Below are 21,884 nucleotides of genomic sequence, written 5' to 3'. Positions count from 1 at the left end.
GGCAACCCCGCCTATTGATATTCCAGTTCAACCAGAAGCGGAAAATGGTCCGAGATATAAATGCTACCGGTGTGCATATCGGTGATGATACGATAACTGCTTGCCCGGAAAGAACTTTCATCGGTAAAGATAAAATCAATGGGATGATCGTCATCCGCTTTTCCGTAACCGTTGTAGGTCCGGCCACTGTCCCGCAGGTCCGCGGGGCTCAGATATTTGGCGTCCGCCAGGGAGCGGGAAATCAGGGTATTGTAAACGACACTGCCTTCGGGGGCATTGAAATCACCCATAACGATGGGCGTGCCCTGCGCCTGTTCAGAAATTTCATTGATGAGAAGGGCACTGTTCTGCCTGGCCTGCTCGCCAATGTGGTCAAAATGGGTATTGTAGATGGTAAGGATGCGCCCGGTGTAATGATCCCGCAATTCAACCGTGGAACATATTCTCTTGATACGGGCGTCCCAACCCCGCCCCGGTTTCATCGGATTTTCCCGCAGCCAGAACGTGTCATAGTTCAGCAGCTCGAAACGGGACTTCCTGTAGAATATTGGAGAGCCCTCGTCCACGATTGAAATTCGTAGCATGTTCAGCAAGGTTGGTTCGGGATCCGGATCTCCGATAATTATGTTTCCTCTTTCCCTGTTCAGGCCGGAACGGTAGAGCCCGTAATGATCATATTCATCGCCCAACTGCTCGATCAGGTACCTGTACTGGGGGTGAGTTACCTCCTGAAAACCGATAATGTCGGCATCATAATTTTTTATCAAATCAACCATATGTTCCCGGCGATTGGTCCAGTAATGCGCCACGTCGCTTTCTCTGGTGATAAGCCTGATGTTGTAACTCATCACCTTGATGCCGGTGTCTTCTTCCTGGATGTGCTCGGGTACTGCCAGACTGTCCATCCCCATGACCGGGTTCTCCGTCAAGGGGATCCCGGCATAGATGACCCCGTAAGCCACCACCCCCACCAATGCCAGTAGCAGAAGAACAACCAGCAGCCCCTTCGCCACTTTCTTGAACATGTTATCCCTCCTTGCAGAGTTGTCGCCAGAACTTTTTTTTGCCACCATCTGTTTCCTGTTACTATACATTATAGCAGATCAAAAACCCTTCAAGCTGCCATCCGCTTTTGCCGATATGCCGTACCGGGAAAAGATAAAATATTTTTTATATGTTGGCTTGGCGACCGGGCCGTTCATGGGTGCTTACTCTGTGCCGCTGCCGTCAATATACCTGTACGGGGAAAAGATAAAAGCCAGGAACCAGTTTATGGCGATGGTAAGGTGTATACGAGGAGGGGATTCTTCAGGAACTGAAGCTCTCTTTTGTGGGTATGCGAAAATATAAAACCTAGGAATCAGTTTCCCTCCCCTGAGTAAGTGGTATTAACAAGGGTTTTCTCGACCGCCTACGTTTGCTTTTTCTTTTTTTATATGTTGGCTTGGCGACTTGGCCAGGGGAAAACAGGAACCAGCTTATGGCAGTGGTGGGGTATGTACGAGGAGGGGATTCTTCGGTCGCCCCAAAAAACAGGGCTCCCTCAGAATGACAGGTACTACACTGTCACATCACGTCGGCAATCCCGTTTCGCTTCCTCGCCTTCACCGGCTATGGCAGCCATTCACTCCATGTCGCTGACGCCAACATATCCGTACGGGGGAAAAACAGAAGCCTAGGAACCAGTTTATGGCGATGGTAAAGTGTTTACGAGGAGGGGATTCTTCGCTCGCCTGCGGCGACCTCCCCCCTGTCATTCCGAGCAAGCGGTCTTTTGCAGTTCGCAGGCGTTATGCTGTTATACAATGCTAGCAGGAAAATCGCCCCCTGGTCGGTAAGGATAGCGCCGCGAGGAATCTCGGGCGATGGAATACAGTGCGCTTTACGAATGCGCTAGTGATGTAGCGTGAGTTTCTCCGGTGATTATGGCAATGCTGAGGGTGAAAATGTCTTGTTCCAACGAAGGAAAACAGGATCAGGGTTTTCTGATCAGACGGTCAACTTTGCGGGCATAGAGATCGGTGAGCGAGGCGGATATCTCCTCGTCGAATCCCTCACCGTAAATATTGTAGGCGGGTTTTTCCGGATGCGGCAGAACCAGTGCCCATCCCTCGGGATGATGAACCTTCAGGCCATCGATCATCTCGGTCCTCTTGCCGGCGGTTTCTTCTATGAGCATGCGCATGACGCGGCCTTTCTCCTCCCATGGACAGGGAACCTGTTTCTCCAGCAGGTATATGTCCGGTATCTCCGTGAGCAGTGTGGAAAGGTTGGTTTCCTGGAGAGCCATGAATTCAAGAAGGTAAACAAGAGCACCGATACAGTCCAGATTCAGCGAAAGAGAGGAAAACCCTTCAAGATGTTGGCCTTTTTCCTGCTGCAGCGCATTCATCTGGTATGAAGGGGCGGTGCGCGTGCGCAATACCTTCCCCTGATAGCGGGCCGCAAGTTTTTCGATGACCCCCGAAGCATTGACCGGAACAGCCACGGTTTCCCCCTTGCGCATGCGGAAAAGAAGCAGCGAAATGAGAGCCTTGTAAAGTTCTCCTTCCACGACACGGCCTCGTTCATCGAACAACATCATTTCCTCGGCACCGGGATCAAAGATTACCCCCAGGGTAGCCGATATCTGCCTCACAGCCGTGGCCACTTCCTGCCGGTAGTGGCGGAGCGCCTCCAACGAGCACGGTTCCTCATGAAGCGGCACGTTGGGATTCAGAGAAATTACCCGGCAACGCAGTTCCCGGAGCAGGGGAAAAAGAGCCCTCTCGACAAGCGGCGGGGAGTAACCGATCACGATACGAAACCCGGTCCGACCGATGCTTTCCCGATCCACTCTTTTCAGTATCCCCTTCCGATATTGCGGCAGAGGATCGGGCAGACGCGCGGGTTTCTTGATGGAGATGCCCGAACAACGCGGAAAATCGTCACGGAAATAAAGTTGTTCTACATTTCTTTCCTCCCCGCGGGAAAGATCCAGGCCCCTGCCATCCATGAACTTGAACAGTATTACCGGGGGGTCGGTGTCGGCAAAGCGGACAAAGACGCCCCCGCCGATTCCCATTTCCACGATCTGGCGGCGCAGAATGGGGATAATTGTCTCACCGAGATCAAAAACTTCTGCCCCCGCGGAAGCAATCCCGGCTGACAAAGCCTGTTTGAACATGTGCGTGGCTCCGTAGGCATCGCCTCCGATGGCGATACTGCCTCCTTCAAGAAACGATGCAAAGGCAGCCCCGAGCCTGGCGGCCGATTCGGGGAAAAATTTGTGATTTATCTCACCGCGGACGCCGTCAAAGCCGAACAAACTCCGCAGTCCCCTGGTTCCCCAGATAAGGTTTTCCCGGAGAGTGCTGCCGTTTTCAACCCGTTTTTCCGGCCATATTTTCACCTCGGGTTTGATCACCGCACCTTCTTCAACCGTGCTTCTCTTGCCGATGACCGCGCCCTCGTAGACCTGAACCGAGGGCTCGAGGTGAACGGAACTGCAGAGGATGGCCCCCCTTACCACGCTTTTCTTCCCCAGGCTGACCCCGTTCCAGGCAATACATCTCTTCGCCGAGGCCTGCTCCCCGATGAAATTCCCGGAGCCGAAGATCGATTCCTGAACGGATGCCCGGGCCTCGATCACGCTATCCCTGCCAATATAGACAGGAGGAACGATTTTTGCATGGGGATGCAGCAGAACCCCCTCTTCCAGCCAGACCCCTTTCTCCGCTTCCCGGGCGGCCAGGCGAAGGGCAACCTTGCCCCCCAGGATATCCCGATGGGCCTGGCTGTACTGTTCCAGATTGCCGATATCACACCAGTATCCGGGCAGAACACAACCAAACAGAGGTTCCTTGCGTTCCAGCAAGATGGGAAAAAGATCCTTGCTGAAGTCAAACATTTTTCCCGGTTCAATCAGATCGAGGACTTCGGGTTCCAGGATATAGATTCCCGTGTTGGCCGTATCGCTGAACACCTCACCCCACCCCGGTTTTTCCACGAACCTGGTGATGCGTCCATCATCGGCAGTGATGACGATACCATATTCAAGGGGGGTGTTCACGGATGTAAGAATCAAAGTGGCCATGGCCCCCTTGCGGTGATGAAATTCTACCGCGGCTGAGAGGTCAAAATCTGTCAGCGCATCGCCACTGATGACCATGAAGGTTTCGTCAAGAAAAGCTGCGGCATTCTTGACACTGCCGGCGGTGCCAAGCGGTTCTTCTTCAATATAGTAATGCATGTTGAGCCCGAATCGGCTCCCATCTCCCAGCGCATCTTCAATTTCACCGGGCAGATACTGGAGGGTGGCCGCCACCTCCCTGAATCCATGCAGATAAAGGAGTTCCAGTGTGTATTCCATCAATGGCCGATTCATGACCGGCACCATGGGCTTGGGAAGGGCACAGGTTAGCGGGCGCAGGCGGGATCCGCTGCCTCCGGCCATCACTATTGCTTTCAAAGATAATCACACCTTCGGTTTGATATACTGCTCTGGCAGTGGCAGTTGTGTATCCATCATTAGGTTGGGTATTACAGGGCAAATTATTCACCGCCCGGCTTTACTTTCATGAACGGAAGCATTCAAGGAAGTCTTCACATATTCATCCTTTTTACTTTTTTTCAATTCTTCTTTCCAGATACGGGCTTCCGGCGTGGATATCACCTCACGGTAAACAGCGATGGTGTCCCGGGCAATGCTTTTCCAGGAAAATTGGTGATGGAGATCAAAAAGAGCTTTCCGGGCAAGTTTTTCGGCCAGATCCGGGGAGGAGAGCAATGTCCCGATTTGCCGGGCCAGCGAAGCGGGGTCGCCGGGAACTGCCTTGAGTCCATTTTCACCATGTTTCACGGTCTCCCGGAACCCGCCCACATCACCCACAACCACCGGGGTACCGGCGGCCATGGCTTCCAGGGCGACGATGCCAAACGGCTCGTAAAAGCTGGGGAAGACAGCAGCCGTGGACCAGTGATAGAGCTGGTTGCGCGTATAATCATCGATATAACCGGCAAAGATTACATGCTGATCCAATCCCTGGATGGCCGCCTGGCGTTGCAACTCCTCCTCGTACGGCCCGGTTCCGGCGATGACCACCCTGGCATCGGGGCATTGCTCCCGTACCAGTGGAAGCGCTCTCAGCAAAACCTGAACGCCCTTTTCCTGGACGAGGCGCCCCACATAAAATATTATCTTCTCGCCGTGCGGAGCAAAACGTTCACGGATGGAGTTGTCCGGGCTTGAAATTTGAAAGGATTCCGGGCTCACGCCGTTGGGGATGATCTCGATCTTGTCACGGGGAGTCTGAAATACGGTCGCCAGTTCCTCTTCCATGTACTGGCTGCAGCATATTGTTTTCCAGGAGTCATATATCAATTGCCATTCGACTTCACCGATGTATTTCTGTTCCTCGGTGAAGAGTCCTCCGTTGCGCCCATGTTCGGTAGCATGGATGGTGGCGATCAGGGGAAGATGGTAGATGTTCTTGAGCCCGCGGCCGGCATATGCCGCAAGCCAATCGTGGGCATGAATGATATCAAATCCACCGGTGCGGTTGTTCAGGGACACCCCTTTTTCCAGCATGGCCAGATTGAGCTGCTGAACCCAGGTTATGAAGTTCAGTTGCCTTCCGGGGTACGGTTCAACACGATGCACGATAACTCCATCAACGATCTCCGCCGAAGGTGAAGACGAAGCCGTGGTGATCACCTCCACGTTCATCCCCTCCCCGGCCATCGCCCGGGAAAGTTCATAGACATGCTGGGAAAGCCCCCCCACGGAAAACGGGGGGAATTCCCAGGAAAGCATCAGTATTTGCATTGGAAACTACCTCCCTGATTTGAATCGTACAGTTTCTATTATTACCCTGAAAATAACAAACTATTAACCCCCGCCCGTTACCCGGCTTCAAGCATCGTCTTCTGCCAGAGCGAGCGTCCATCAGTCCGTATGATCACGGCACCATGGATGTCATTGCGGTACGTGATCACTCCCGATTCCTCGAGGGCCTTTATCGTGGCGGGGTGGGGATGGCCGAAGGAATTCCTGCCGACCTGGATGATCGCCACCTGGGGCGAGACCTTTTTCAGGAAAGGAACTGCAGGTTCAAGGTTGCCTCCGTGATGTGGGTACTGAAGCACCCGGGCCGATATGTCCATACCCGAGGCGAGCAGGTCCGTCACCGCTTCTCCCTCGATGTCTCCGGTAAAAAGAAAGGAAACCTCCCCATAGGTGGCGCGCAGAACGATGGAATTGTTGTTCAGGTCGCAGCCGGTACCGCTGAAAAGCTGCTGCGGAGGGGAGACAACCTCCATGAACAGTCCCTTGCAGGGATTCCATGAAGCGCCGACATGTATTTCCCGCGGCTCCAGGCCCTTTTCCCGCACAAGTTCCAGGAATTGTTCGTAATAAGCGGATTCCCCCGGCACGGGAGACACCAGGACATCTCCGAGAGGCAGACTATCGACCACGGCAAAAAGGCCGCCAAAATGATCTTCATGGGGGTGAGTGACGACCAGAAGATCTATTTTTTTAACTCCCCTGTGGCGCAAAAAAGGCAACAGAACTTTTTCTCCGATCTGTCCCTTGCGGGATGGGTCCGTGTAAGCCGGTTCCCCGCCTCCATCGATCAGCATGGTGAAGCCGCGGGAAGTTTCAAGAAGGGCGGCGGCTCCCTGGCCGACGTCGACAAAATGGACGGTCAAGCCGGGCATGGAGGGATTGATAAAAATCCCCGTCCAGACCAGCAGGGTAACAATCAGAAGGATGATGATGACAATGCGGCCGGTTTCCCGCCCACCGAAGCTCCTTTTACAACGGGACACAATGCTGGAAAGATATCTTCCGATCACGGCCATATTCAGAGTATTTTCCATCTTCCCGCCCCCGGCAGTTTCAGGAATCTCACCTACCAGACGGAGATGATGGCCATAAGCTTTGACCAGCAGGGCCAGGCCCAGATAATACAGTAGCAAGAACGGCAATCCCGGCCTGACCTCGATATTCACCCAGGGAGCCTCGGCCAGGTACGAGACACGCAGGATATATGTCAGCAGGGGCAGATTGGCGGAAAGGAGGATGGAAGATAGAAAAGGCCAGAACAGATAGGTCAGGCCGCCAACGATGCCGAAGCCGACTACCAGGGCCATCACCGGCAACATCAGAATGTTGAAAAACAGGGCCGCCAGCGGAAGTTGACCAAAATAATATGCTCCCAGGAAAAGAACGCCGATCTGGGCGGCAAGGGTAACCGCCGCGAGCTGCCCGATGCCAAACGGAATGCGAAAAAAAATTTCACGGTAAAGAATGGGATAGAGGTAATAGAGCGCCAGGGTGGCCACGTAGGACAGCTGGAACCCCACGGTGAAAAGCAGCAACGGGTTGTAAACGAGGGTGATGAGAGCGGCCAGGGCAACTGCCGAGGGAAAATCTTTCTCCCTGCCGAGAAGCAGAGCCGCAAACCCCATGCTCAGCATCACCGCTGCCCGCAAGGCGGCAGGCCTCATCCCTGTCAGGTAGGCATATCCAAAGATCAGAATGATGGAGAGGAGAACGGCCAGCGGCCCCCCGGGTTTCAATTTTATCAGCCGCCAGAGTCCAAGGATCAATGCGGCCACAAGGCCCACGTGCAGGCCGGAGACGGCCATGAGATGATTGGTGCCGGAACGTCTGAAATTTTCCTCCACATCCGCGGGCAGGCTTTCGCGCCGACCGAAAAGGATGGCTTCAAGCAGCTCGGCCTGGGGAGAGGGGAGGTTGCTTTCAAGCCCCGCAATCATGCGGGAACGTAAGGTAAAAGCGGCCTTTGCCAGGCGGTTGGGAGTCCCCTCCCCCAGAAAAGTGACCTGGCGGGGCTGCAGATACATCAACAGGTCTACCCCCTGCGCACGCAAGTAAAAGCGGTAATCAAAACCGCCGGGGTTGCGTCTCCCTTTCGGCTCTACAATCTCTCCTTCCAGGCGCAGCCGTTCACCATAACGGTAGACCGTCCCATCCTTGCCATCATAGATCCGGATTAGCAGATAACCTCCTGCACGCTGTTCCCCCTCATCTGTCACCAGCAGCTCCGGGCGGAACCGGTAAGTGGTGTATCCCTCCTCCCGGCATGGCTCTTCCACGATGATACCCTCCACGGTGACGGGAAGGCCACGATGGGCAGCAAGGCCGTCATCGGGTGGGGCCGCGGCCAGCCAGAATGCAGCCGCACCGGTCAGGAAAACCACCAGAATCACTGCCATCATGAAGAGGGGAACGGGGATCATCCGCCAGAGATAAGCCCCCACGATGACGACCATGAAAATCGAGAGCAGCAGGCAAACCCCCGGGGGATCTTCCAGCAGCAACGAAGCCGTTATTATTCCACAAATATAAGAAAGGGCAATGGTCACCAGGGGACGGGTCATCATCTTTTTTCTCCACCACCCATGTTGCAAGAATGAGCCGTGGCATGAACCGGACTCTTCAGGAATATAGTAACATAGTTGTTATTTTATTGTAATTGGCCCCCTCAAGCAAGGGGTGTTGAGTCCCGGGAATCACAGCAGGGCGATCAACGGGATGCAGGATCGGGGATTGGCATTCCGCGACCATTCCACGGTATGGCCTCCCTGTTCCCTGTCCATAAAATGATTGCAGGGATGGGATATGGTGTCGATATTCAGTCTGTTCTTTTCAATATGCTGTTCATGATCGTTCCGGGGAAAACCGCGGACTCACGGCACGCCGTACCGGGAAAGAGTGAAATTCGGAAACGGGGAATAAACTGATCCGGCCTGGTTAATAACTAATTACCAGGATGAGATCAGCCCGAAATCGGGCAACCGGCAAAGCCGGGCATCGGATCCTCGTCAAACACAGGAAGGAGGAATCAATGATGACGGAAGCAACGGTTCAAGCCCTGGAAGGATTGAGGGATCTTGCCACGATCAAGTGGTATATCATCCCCCTGCTGCTGGTTGTATTCTATATCTACTCGCAGGAAATCAACAAAGCCAGAAGGACCGGTAACTGGGATCCAATTTTTGCGGCGCTCACGGTCCTTGGACTGGATTTTCTCAATGAAACCTGGAACGGCTGGGTAATGGCCCTGACTGGGTATTCCGCTTTCTGGACAACCCCCGGACCCACGGCTTTCAGGGTGTTTGTGGGCTGGAATATCGAGATCATCTTCATGTTCTCCCTGGCCGGTTTTGTTTACTATTATCTGATGTCCGAAAAAAGGGACGAGAAAATACTGGGGCTCAGGGAAAAATGGTTTTACGCCATTGTCGGTACCCTCATTGCTGTTTTTGTTGAATGCCTGCTGAACATCGGCGGCCACCTCGTCTGGGAATACCCCTGGTGGGAACTCTCCTTCAAAGGTATCTGGTTGATACTGATCATCGGTTATTTTTATTTCTTTGCCGGAGCGGCGATTGTAATTGACCTGAAAAACGTCAGGCAAAAAGTTACTTTCGTCTCCTTCGTATACCTGATCCCCATCATCCTGAATATAATCGGTTTTGGTTTTCTCAACCTGATGTACTGATAACGGGATCGGGCGGCAGACTAGAAACCATCAAAAAAATGGGGCCCTCCCTTCTATTGAAGGGGGGGCCGATTACCTGTTATCGGGTAATCCCTGCTTCTCTACTCTCAAAGAAAATCGGGAATCATTTCGGAACAACGGAGGAACGGATAACCGCCATTCCGGGCAGGATCGTTATCCCAGATGGAGATAAAATCCCATCCGGGGTAAATCTCTTCCGGATCGTAGGGGTAGGGGGGGGTCATCTCTACAGTGGAACGCCCCTCCCCGCCGGCTGAAATCTCCAGCCCGGTTGTATCCCGGTCATAGTAACTGTTTTCCACACTCTCTCCCGAATCCTCCGCCAGGCCGATGAGCCCGCCCAGATTTTCAAGGCCTTCCACCGCTCCGGCAGCATAGCAATTTTCAACCGTCCCCATGAAATGGTGACCTATCAGGCCGCCGGTTGTGCTGTCCCCTTCGACGTGGCTGAAAGAGTAACTGTCAGCGACATTATTGCCATTCACCCCCACAAGCCCGCCCGTTGCCGCGAAGTAACCTTCGGTTTCACAGTCCGTATTTGTCACATCTCCACAGGAAAAACACTCCTCTATACTGCCGATATTGATGGCAACCATGCCACCGACAACCTCGTACCCGCGGACTTCACCTTGCGCGGAGCTACAGGAAATTTCGCCGATGTTGCCGGCGACAAAACCACCGGCACGGCCTCCCAGCATCATGGCCAGCTCGGGGGGATAATCATCATAGTTCAACGGGATCTGCGGATCGGTTCCCACCACTCGGCCCGATGCACTGCTGCAGTAGATCTCGCTGAACCAATGGATCCCCGCGAACCCCCCTACATAATACGGGCCGTGGACATCAGCATGGCTCCAGCAGTCTGCAATGTCACCATTGATATTCGATCCCACAAGCCCACCGGCGATCACACCACCGGTCACGAGTCCTTCAGCATAACTGTAATCGGAAACCTGGCCACCGATAACCAGGCCGGCCAGGCCACCGACACCGGGAATGTCCAGGTATTGCCCATCATAAAGCCCCTGGGGTGCGATGACAGGAAGGGATTCCACGCTCCCGTCAAAAATTATTTCCCCCGGGTTCAGCAGGTTATTCAGGAATTCAAAGGTATTATCGGTGCCGATGACCTCCGCGGTAGCATAACAGCGCCGTACAATCCCGCCAAAACCCAGATTGGCACCGACCAGGCCACCGACATCGTGAACTCCCGTGACCCTGGTCATGCCGTTTTCCGCAGATTCAAAACCGGCATGGCAGGCGTTGATACTGCCAACGTTTACACCCACCAGGCCGCCGACCATCTTGTAACCGCTGATCTCCGTGCCGCGGGCATGGCTCCTCAAAATGGTTCCACTGTTAGCCCCGGCCAGGCCGCCGGCTCCGGTAAGAACAAAACAATTGTCGGTGTCTATTTCGGCAACTGTAGCAGAGGAGGAACTGTCCCCGATCCACCCTTCATTGTAACCCACCAGGCCGCCCACAAATATCGGGGCAACAACTTCACCATCGGCAGAACTGTCGTTGATGGCACCTTCATTTGAACCAACAAGGCCGCCGGTTCCATACATCTCGGCTTCAAATTCCCCGGGATCCCCTGCCCATGATTGCCGCACGGAAGCCTCGACATGGCTGGCGTCTATCTCCCCATCGGAAGCATTGTAGCCCACCAGGCCGCCTACTTTGATCAGACCCGAAATCTGCCCCGCGGCATGACAGTTGCTGATCTTGCCTTTGTTGTACCCGGCCAGAGCAGCGGCGGCCAGGCCCCCGTTTACATCCACGTCCTCGAGGATGATCTCCGTCAGAACAGAATCGGAAGCAACATAGCCGAACAATCCGGCGACCCCCTCATCGTCATTGTCAATCGTCAGGTTCTTGATCCTGTATCCGTTGCCGTGATAGGAACCCGTGAAGGGATGGGTGAACTCCTGATAGTGTTCATCATAGAAGCCGCCGATGGGTTCCCAACCATCTCCTTCATTGTAGGGTGCCATCCCCAGATCTATGTCGGCACACTGCAGGTAATGCTTGTCCAGGCCGCCTTCATATTCACCTTCATAGATGGTACCGGCACCGAAGATCCCGGGCCCCCTTTCACGGATCTGATCAAGCTCCCCGGCGGATGCCACGGGTACAAGATGTTCCGGAAAAAAGACGGCCACAAAATGAACATCCCCGGCGGGCATGGTGTATTCCATCGTTGCATCCCTGGATATTATTTCTTCCTCCACGGCCCACCCGATAAAAACAAAACCTTCGGCAGGCAATGCCTTCAGGGTGGGTGTCGCCCCTTCTTCATACCGTCCACATCCCTCGACCGCTCCGCCTTCCGGTGGCGAAGAGGATGCCCCCAGATTGTAAGTGAGCAGCAAAAAATGGGCGGTGATCTCCGTATCCTCTGCCGGCATCGTGAAGTCGATGCTTTTTTCCATGCTGATAAATTCCTGCCCCGAAGTCCACCCGGTAAACATGTAGCGTTGCGCCGGAATGGATACAAGATTGAAAACACTGCCCGGTTCGCCGAGCGTCCCCGAGATTTTCACCCCGCCGCCTCCATCGGGGTTGACATTGACGAGCAGGGTGCCGATGGCAACACCCCGTTCAACCAACAGGCTTTCACCCAGAATGATCCGGCCGTTTATATTGATTTCTTTTACAGTCGTTCTTTCCACTACCTGGCGGAGTGCCATCTCCGTCGAGACGAGGGCCGGATCAACCGGGATAAAATCCGGGATCAAATTTGCCGCCATCCGCAAAACCATGATCGCATCCCTGACATTTATAACCCCATCAAGATTTACATCCGCCCTCTGTAAAAAATCCTGGTCATCCTGAAGATATAATTTAACTATATGTCGCAAGATCATTACGGCATCCTGTATCTCGATACGGCCATTGTTATTCAAATCTCCGAAATAAACCGGGGGGTTGTCGTGAGGAATTGTTTCCCCCCCTTCCGTCGGCGAGAGGCAGCTATCTGTGGACGCCGCTCCTGCAATAGCGCCCTGCCCGCAAAACAGCAGGATAACAAGCAACATCAGGGCTATTTTACCGATATTATATTTCACGGTCAGATCCCTCCAGATACAAGTGATTTTTAGATATACAAAACTACCGGATATGATTCCGGTTTACCTTCATTATTCTATTTTGGGGCTGATAATCCTTTATAAAAGCAAAAATAACAAGCAGGCTGCTACCCGACATGTTTGCCCTTGCCCGAGATTCCTCGCGGCGCTATTTTTTTATTCCGGTGTTACCGTTTCTACATCATTATTCTCTATAGCTTCATGTTGGTGTTCTTGTTAAACGCCGCTTGCTCTGAATGACAACGTAAAAGCATTCCTCATTACCCATCGTAGGGAAAAGATGCAGTACTACCTGTCATTCTGAGGGAGCCCTGTTCTTCAGGGCGACCGAAAAATCCCCTTCTCGTAAACACCTTACCATCGCCATAAACTGGTTCCTAGGCTTCTGTCTTTTCCCCGTACGGATATGTTGGCGTCAGCGACATGGAGTGAGTGGTTGCCATAGCCGGTGAAGGCGAGGAAGCGAAACGGGACTGCCGACGTGATGTGACAGTGCATTGCCTGTCCATTCTGAGGGAGCCCTGCTTTTGGGGCGACCGAAGAATCCCCTCCTCATATACTCCTTACCCTGCTGCCAGAGAAAGAAAACGCCCTACCTGTCAGATTCCACGCTGCGCTATGCCCACCGAAAAAGTCCCGCGTTTCTGCATCACCATCCCCCGAACATAACGCCTTCATACTTGCAGAACACCGCTTGCTCTGAATGACAACGTAAAAGCCCTGACGGCTGGAGTAAAATGTTGCAATGTCAGCACCGTCACGGGCAAGCACAACGCTTCCCTATCGCCCGAGATTCCACGCTACGCTATCCTTGCCAACTGGGGGCCGGCATTCTTGCAACCGTTTACCCGAAACCCAACGCCTGCATAACGCAAAACACCGCTTGCTCTGAATGACAACGTAAAAGCATTCCTCATTACCCATCGTAGGGAAAAGATGCAGTACTACCTGTCATTCTGAGGGAGCCCTGTTTTTCAGGGCGACCGAAGAATCCCCTTCTCGTAAACACCTTACCATCGCCATAAACTGGTTCCTAGGCTTCTATCTTTCCCCGTACCGATATGTTGGCGTCAGCGGCATGGACATGATGATGCCGAGGGCCGGTCTGAAGGAATATGAAACTTCAAGAAGGGGTCGTTGCAGAGTAACACAGGATGGCTGCCGGGCGGAGCTCCGGCAGCCATCTCGCTATCCATGCCTTCCGTTTATGCAACTGGCTTTGATCTTCCCCTCACCGACAGGCCAGCTAGACCAACAAGGAAATCCCCGGCAGGGGAAACTGCATATCATGGATCTAATGGGCCTCCCAGTGGAATACAGTCATGTTACGTTTTTCATCTATCAACAATGCAATGCCATGATTCCCCTCTTCAAGGTCGAAGGGCTCTGCCCACACTTCACCGCCCTCTCCCCCGCTGACGGAGAAGTTGGCCAGCCAGTCACCATTCTGGTTCGCCTGCACGTTGCGACGTGGAAATTCGTGAAAGGGCCGCTCTCCAACAAAGACAATGACCTCCACCCATTCCCCGGGTCCAGCCTTGCCAGATATCGTGTCATCTTCCACGTCGGTATCGGTTACTTCGATGAAGGAGATCTCGTACTCCACCCTGCAGCCGCCACCTTCAGCGGTTATCGTGTAACCGGGTAAGATCTCCACTTCTTCCAGATCCCCGGCTTTTAATTCAAAATCACCACCGTCGCCAGTCTCGAAAACATTTTCGTATATTTCATTTTCCTCACCGTCGGTTATGATCACGTTGATCTCGGTGTAGGCAGGCCAATCATGACCTTTGATCTGGGCATGGTTGATGGTTACCTCGAGGAACGGGCTGGGAATCCACCAGTTGAATATAGTCGCGTTCCGGTCTTCATCCCTCAACACTGCACAGCCATCATCCCCCTCTTCAAGGTCAAAGGGTTCTGCCCACAATTCATCGCCCTCTCCCTCCCTGACGGAGAAGTCGGCCAGCCAGTCACCATTCTGGTTCGCCTGCACGTTGCGACGTGGATATTCGTGAAAGGGCCGATCATCAACAAAGACAATGACCTCCACCCATTCCCCGGGTCCGGCCTGGCCAGATATCGTGTCATCTTCCACGTTGGGATCGGTTACTTCGATGAAGGAGGTCTCGAACTCCACCCTGCAGCCGCCGCCTTCAGCGGTTATCGTGTAACCGGGTAAGATCTCCACTCCTTCCAGATCCCATTGTCCTATATGAAAATTACCATGGTTGTCAGTCTCGTAATCGTTCTTGAATTTTTCATTTTCCTCTTCGTCGGTTATGATCACGTTGATCTCGGTGTTGGCAGGCCAATCACGGCCTTCGATCGGGCCATGGTTGATGGTTACCTCCAGGAACGGATCCGGCACGAACCAATCGATGCAGGTACAATCATCATCTTCATCGGGTTGGCAAACACTGCCCCGGTCTCCGGGCTCAATATCATGGGCTCTATCCCAGGGCTCTTCTCCGACATCTTGCGAAAAGTCAGCAACCCAGTTGCCTTCCTCATCAGCGATGACCATACGGCTGGAACCGGGCCCCTCTTCGGCATAGATGTCCACACGCACGATAATGCCCGGTGCGGCGGTGCCGGAAATGATGTCGTTATCGACATCCACCAGATCAACTTCCAGGGCAGTCACCACATGAACTTTCGTTATTTTCGTACCGGTAATGGTAACAATATCCCCGACTTCGATATCCAATCCCTCATCATCCAGGTGGAAGAAACCCCAGTCGTCGGTGTTCAAGGTTTCCTGATATTGTGGTTCATTCTCGGGGCCAATTCTGATGTCAAGCGTCTCATTGGGTAGCCAGTTATGCCCCCAGATCCGGTTTTCCACCGGATTAACGCTGAAAGCCGGGCGATCCAGATCTTGCGAGAATACACGGATTTCGGCAAGAAGATCACCTTCGCCCGTATGCCCGTCGGCAACCACGGTTACAGTAGCAACCTTGTATTTCTTTCCGCCTGAACCCCAGTGATCCAGCCATTCATCTTGGCTGATATTGAGGTTTCCTTCAATAACAACCCGGACACGGCTCGGATCATGATCGGGTATGATTTCTTTTACATCAAGACCCTCGAACACACCGCCAAGCAAAATGTCCGTCAGCTGAAGATCATCGAATTCACTATATCCCAGCTCCAGTTCAAAGGTTCTATTGAAGAACACGTCGTTTTCACCATCATAGACATCTACCCAAATATGGTCGTCAAACGCACGCAGCGGGTCAGGCGGCGGAGAGACCCAGACGCTGGCAGTGAGATCTTCGTCGCCGCTGTGGCCGGAAGCCAGCAGGGTGATAGTGCCCTCGGGGTCTTGATGCAATTGATCCCAGAGCTCATGCCACTGTTCCTCGCTGATGTTCAGTTTCCCGCTGAGGGTGAACGAGAGGCGATAGGGGTCGATGATGTTCACGGAGCCGATTTCCAGATCCGCATCGTAACCCTCGCCATCGGCGAAGATACCGCCCAAAGAAAGATCCTCCGGCCCGACCTGGCTATCGAATTCCCCATCTCCCAGTTCCAGTTCAAAGGTTTCGTCGATGAAAACATCGTTTTCGCCGTCATATACGGGAACAAAGATACGATCGGGATTTGCACGCAGCGGGTCAGGCGGCGGAGAGACCCGGACGCGGGCGGTGAGATCTTCATCGCCGCTGTGGCCGGAAGCCAGCAGGGTGATGGTGCCCTCGGGGTCCTGATGCCATTGATTCCACAGCTCATACCACTGTTCCTGACTGATGTTCAGTGTCCCGCTGAGGGTGAACGAGAGGCGATAGGGTTCGATGATGTCCACGGAGCCGATTGCCAGATCCGCATCGTAACTCCCGTCGGTGAAGATGCCGCCCAAAGAAAGATCCTCCGGCCCGACCTGGCTATCGAATTCCCCATCTCCCAGTTCCAGTTCAAAGGTTTCATCGATGGATACATCGTTTTCGCCGTCATATACGGGAACAAAGATATGATCCGGATGCGCACGCAGCGGGTCAGGCGGCGGAGAGACCCAGATGCGGGCAGTGAGGGGGGCATCACCGGTATAGCCCGAAGGCGATAACGTGATGGTACCCTCGGGGTCCTGATGCCACTGGCCCCAGAACTGATGCCACTGTTCCTCGCTGATGTTCAGTGTCCCGCTGAGGGTGAACGAGAGGCGGTGGGGTTCGATGATGTCCACGGAGTCGATTGCCAGATCCGCATCGTAACTCCCGTCGGTGAAGATGCCTCCCAAAGAAAGATCCGCCGGCCCGATTTGATCATTGAATTCCCCATCTCCCAGTTCCAGTTCAAAGGTTTCGTCGATGGAAACATCGTTTTCGCCGTCATATACGGGAACAAAGATACGATCGGGATGCGCACGCAGCGGGTCAGGCGGCTGAGAGACCCAGACGCTGGCAATGAGATCTTCATCGCCGCTGTGGCCGGAAGCCAGCAGGGTGATGGTGCCCACGGGGTCCTGATGCCATTGATCCCAGAACTGATGCCACTGTTCCTCGCTGATGTTCAGTGTCCCGGTGAGGGTGAACGAGGCCACGGAGGGGTTGACGATATCGATCTTGACATTCTCCACCTGCAACGCGGCGTAACCCTCGCCATCGGCGAAGATGCCGCCCAGTGCAAAATCACTTTCATCCAGGTTTTCAACAAAGGTTCCGAAACCAAGACCCACCCTGAATTGTTCGTTGATCGCAACATCGGGCCCACTCTCATCGTAAACGGGGACGTGCAGATGTCCCGGATTGATCCAGATCGGGTCGAGTTCCTCTCGCAGAGCAACCGCGGCCGAAACATCACCGTCGTCATAATCATGTCCGCTTGCCAGGGCGATGATCGTGCCCGTGGCATAATGACCGTCATCATCCCAATCAAACCCGCCCCATTCTTCGGGACGTATATTGAGGTATCCTTCCACCGTCACCCGAGCCAGATTGGCATCTTCCTGGTCACGTTCTGCAGATGCAATGTCCAGCGACGCATCGCCCCATTCAGCAAAGATGCCGCCCAGTGCAAAATCGCTTTCGGAAAGTTCCTCATTGAAATCCCCGCAATTGAGCGTCAACGTGAAAGTCTGATTGAATTCAACATCCCCAGGGCCTCCGTCTTCAAATGAACGCACATAAATCTCCAGCGGATCGATATCCATGGCCATCTCGGTGCTGAAACCCCAGGAAACTTCCTGGGTGGATGGGAGCTCTGTCTCCGCGCTTTCTACCGTACCATACGGGATCAGCACACGATAATCCGTGCCAAAATCCAACCCTTCATGAGGTTCTATGAACAGAACCTCGTTGTTGATAAGGCCGGTTACCGTCATCGGCTCCCAGTTATCCGTAACGGGATCAAAATATTCCATCATGATCCCGCTGCCGTCTGTTACAAAATTTATGCGCATATCATAAGTTACCTTTATCTCGCTATCCACCCTGACATTCCGGGCTCCATCTACCGGGCATTTCTCCAGAGGCAGCGGGCCCATGGTGATCTTCCCGGAAGGATCGTAACTGCCTTGCAACTGTATTTCCCTGTCCACCTCGAAGTAACGGGCAAGTTCATCCGCCGCTCCGGCAGCCTGCAGCCAGACCTCTATTCTTCCCGTTCCCGGTGTTCCTTCATCGAACAGGGCGCGCAAGTAATATGCTTCCTCGTCTCCATCCCATTCAAGATTTACATCATCAGGGGGATCCCCTGATAAAACATGGAAAGGATGAAAATTGGATATGTTGAAATGATCAACTTTATCGCCGGTGTCGTCCAGCCATGGAGCCTCGATGTGAAAACCACCGGGTTCCACCCCCGATGCACCGATGACGCCGAAGGAGACGTTCATCTGAAAACTAACCTGTTCTTTGGTATCGTTGATGATCCCATCGCGGTGCTCGTCGGTAGCCGCGTTTATCTGCAAATCGCCGTAGGCATCTTCAAAAGCGGCGATTTCATCTCTGGCCGCAGATATGGTAACGGGAGTTACCTCCCCACCCTCATGAGGCATGACCGCTTTTCGAGCTTCGATTATACGATATTCTTGAGCGAGCATGCCTTCCACGGCTTGCAGAGAGTCTCCAACCCACTCAAGATATTCGCGCTGTGTTTCGAGCGTATCCTCCAGAACTACCCTTTCCAGTACCTCATAGATACCGTTGGCTGCATCGTAAGCAGCACAGGCATTGTAAAAGTTGCGCGGCTGCCCATCCCAATACAGCTGCAGCAGATTTATATCATTGTCCATGGCATCTTCAAGCGGAAGCAGGTCGTCATCCACCATGGCCACGAAGAAATCATTCAGATCCTCAACGGGGAATTCCGGCAGATCCGCAATATCCGATAGCATGATCTCCCATCCATCACCGGATAGTTCTGTATCCACCGTAGTATGAACATTCAGATCGAGCCCATCAAAATAACCTGCCCCGCCGGCCAGGGAAAGGATATCCCCCGCCTCCACGGTTACGGTCATCGTTCCCCCATCAACAGCAAAATCAGGCAGATCAGCCAGCGAAACGGAAATATCAAGGCTCTCATCGTTCGCCACCAGCGTGATGTTTGATTCCTCCGGGTCTATATCCGGGTCATCGATCCTGTTTCCAAATCTATCCTTGAAGCCGGTGAAAGCAAATGTCAGGTCTTCCGCGTCGTCAAAATCGACGTCAAGAGCAAAACTTGCCGGCGCAGCGGCAACAACGGTAACGTCAAAACCGCCGATTCCTATTCCTCCAACTTCAACCGGAAAATAAGCAGTACACGTATAGAGCCATTCCGAGAATACTGTAGCTTCACCATCTGCCGAAAACTCAACATCCTCTTCCCAGAACGGCATACTTCCCCCGATCACGACATGAAAAGTGCCGCTGATGGGATTATCGTACTCATCTTTCAGGGCAAGTAGAAGTTCAATATTGTCTTCGCCGGCCTCCACCGTTTCGTCGGAAATGAGTTCGACCGATGACTCATCACCATCAATACCGGCAGCGATTACATCGAACGGTTCCGAGACGGCATCATCGAGATCTTCCGCACTGAAGGTAAGTTCGTAGCCGGTGTCGGCTTTCTCGATCACCAGATCGTTGAATTCAGCCTTGCCGTTAGTATCAGTAACAGTTGTCTCCGTATCGCTACCGGAGGCAAAATCGCCCCCGTCCAGGGTTACCGTCACCTCTATACCCGCTTCTTCTACGGAGTTGCCGAACTCGTCACAGACCTGCACCGCGGGAGCAGGGTCAATGGCTTCGCCGGCCACGGTCTCCGAAGGATGAACGATTATTTCCAAATATTCAGGATCTCCAAACGCAGGTTGCAAATCAACCTCTACTACTTTTTCCTCACCAATTACTTGAAATGGCGCTTTCTTGTCTCTTAAATTTTTATCAACGGGGGGGGTTACAAAATAATCGTACTGGCCCTCGACGAAATGGTCCTCGGCGACTCCATTATTGTCGGTGGTAAGTGTCGTCACCTCTTCTGCCTCACCGTCTACAAAAATTCTTACATCGATTTCGGCTCCCGGCACAGGGGTATTATCTCTACTGTCCTTTACAACAAAGGTTACCACATAATAGATATCAATATCATCGGGCAATCCTTCCCCGCCAAAAGAGGGGGCGGCTCCTTTGGCTACCCATATTTGTGTGATAGTACTGTCTTTATCAATCTCGATACTAACATCGACATTGACGTTAAGAATGTTGATAACGGCACCCATCAGGTTCACGGAATCGGTTCCGCCGCCGTTGAGGGTCAGGGTATCGATTTCGATATTTTCGGCCGTAAAACTTGTGACTTCCGAACCCACAACAACTTCCCCCCGAAGGGCATGGTCATCCCCGTCCAGTGTCAGATTTCGTTCTATCTCCAGATTTTTAGCGGGGGTAATATCCCGACCCAGTTTGACGGTTTTCACATGATCGAAATCCAGAGCATGGAGGAAAGCCGTCTCCGTATGAACCGTCGCTGTGGATCCCGCAGGTCCAAACTCTTTGATCAGACCAACTATGTATCTCAAGATCATGATGGCATCGGAGACATCGACATCACCATCCAGATTTACATCCGCTCTCTGCCAGGCCTCATTGTCTTTCAGTTCTTCTTTATCAAACGGGGCCAGGCTCACGATATGCCTGAGAACGGCTATGGCATCGCTGACATTTATGTCATCATCCGCATTGACATCTCCGAAATACGTTTCCGTTGCATCATCACCATCAACAGCAAATACTACTTCGGATACTCCCGAAAAACAGAGTACCAGCAAGGCCACCAGGGAAATCATCATCAAATTTTTGAAGCGCGACATTTTATCATCTCCTTAAATTATTTGAAATTGATTGAATCATAAATTTTTAATGGGCATTATTAATGAGCGCCCTGCCCTATTGATTTCGACATGAAAATTTGATTCCCTTCAATTCCCTGAAACTGCATGGAATTTTCAAATTTTGCTTGCGCCAATACATGGCCCCCCTATTGTCATTACGGGTGCGGCAAAGAATCTCTTTTTTTTGTCGGTGAATGCTTTTCTTCCACCAACATATCGGGGACGGGAAAGATTAAACGGGAACCGGTTTATGCCGGTAGTAGGGTTTGTTCGAGGAGGGGATTCTTCAGTTGACTGAGGCTCTCTCTTCCCCCCCTGTCATTCCGAGCAAGCGGTGTTTAACAAGAACACCAACATGAATCTACAGAGAAAAATGATGTAGAAACGATAACACCGGAGTGAAAAAATAGCGCCGCGAGGAATCTGACAGGTTGTACTTTTTCTTCTGGGGGTGTTAAGTGGTGTTCGAGGAGGGGATTCTTCAAGCGGCTGCAGCTATCTTTTTGTGAGTAAGCGAAAAGATAAAACCCAGGAATCAGTTTCCCTCCGTGAGTAAGTGGTATCGATGAGGATTTTCTTGGCCGCCCACTTTTTCTTATTCTTTTTTTTTATGTTGGCTGGGCGACTTGGCCAGGGGAAAACAGGAAACAGCTTATAGCGGTGGTGGGGTATGTATGAGAAGGGGATTCTTCGGTCGCCCCAAAAAACAGGGCTCTCTCAGAATGGACAGGCAATGCACTGTCCACATCACGTCGGCAGTCCCGTTTCGCTTCCTCGCCTTCACCGGCTATGGCAACCATTCACTCTATGTCGCTGACGCCAACATATCCGTACGGGGAAAAGACTGAAACCTAGGAACCAGTTTATAGCAATGGTAAGGTGTGTACGAGGAGGGGATTCATCAGGCGGTTTTAGCTATCTTTTGTGGGTATGCGAAAATAT

General features: G+C 52.8%; 7 protein-coding genes. 1 reads left to right on the top strand and 6 read right to left on the bottom strand.

The annotated features are described in order from the left end of the window. Positions 1-11: 11 nt before the first annotated feature. The 4 genes from GX364_05690 to GX364_05675 all read right to left on the bottom strand — a co-directional run bounded on the left by GX364_05690 (position 12) and on the right by GX364_05675 (position 8,391). Positions 12-1,025 carry an endonuclease/exonuclease/phosphatase family protein gene (locus GX364_05690; GenBank protein NLI70333.1) on the bottom strand — a complete coding sequence of 338 codons (1,014 nt, stop codon included), beginning with the start codon at positions 1,023-1,025 and terminating at the stop codon, positions 12-14. 950 nt (positions 1,026-1,975) lie between these two features. Continuing rightward, on the bottom strand, positions 1,976-4,450 hold the full coding sequence (locus GX364_05685) for an NTP transferase domain-containing protein (GenBank protein NLI70332.1): 2,475 nt from the start codon (positions 4,448-4,450) through the stop codon (positions 1,976-1,978). An 87-nt stretch (positions 4,451-4,537) separates the two neighbouring features. Then, positions 4,538-5,806 (bottom strand): glycosyltransferase family 4 protein, encoded by a 1,269-nt coding sequence (locus GX364_05680; protein ID NLI70331.1) that lies wholly within the window; start codon positions 5,804-5,806, stop codon positions 4,538-4,540. A 77-nt stretch (positions 5,807-5,883) separates the two neighbouring features. Further along, entirely contained in the window at positions 5,884-8,391 is a 2,508-nt protein-coding gene (locus GX364_05675; GenBank protein ID NLI70330.1) for a DNA internalization-related competence protein ComEC/Rec2, read from the bottom strand. 464 nt (positions 8,392-8,855) lie between these two features. Here GX364_05675 and GX364_05670 point away from each other — a divergent pair, with 464 nt between their 5' ends. Continuing rightward, entirely contained in the window at positions 8,856-9,512 is a 657-nt protein-coding gene (locus tag GX364_05670) for a hypothetical protein (protein ID NLI70329.1), read from the top strand. A 107-nt stretch (positions 9,513-9,619) separates the two neighbouring features. On the opposite strand, the gene GX364_05665 is transcribed toward GX364_05670, so the two are convergent. After that, positions 9,620-12,604, bottom strand: a complete 2,985-nt coding sequence (locus GX364_05665) for a hypothetical protein (GenBank protein ID NLI70328.1) — start codon at positions 12,602-12,604, stop codon at positions 9,620-9,622. A gap of 1,315 nt (positions 12,605-13,919) precedes the next feature. After that, the gene (locus tag GX364_05660; GenBank protein NLI70327.1) at positions 13,920-20,921 is read right to left on the bottom strand and encodes a hypothetical protein; all 7,002 of its coding nucleotides are present in this window, start codon (positions 20,919-20,921) and stop codon (positions 13,920-13,922) included. Positions 20,922-21,884 lie beyond the last annotated feature (963 nt).

It is taken from the genome of Bacillota bacterium (genome assembly GCA_012518215.1).
In the GTDB taxonomy this organism is placed as follows: domain Bacteria; phylum Bacillota; class Dethiobacteria; order DTU022; family PWGO01; genus JAAYSV01.
This window is presented reverse-complemented; position numbering and strand designations above follow the sequence as displayed.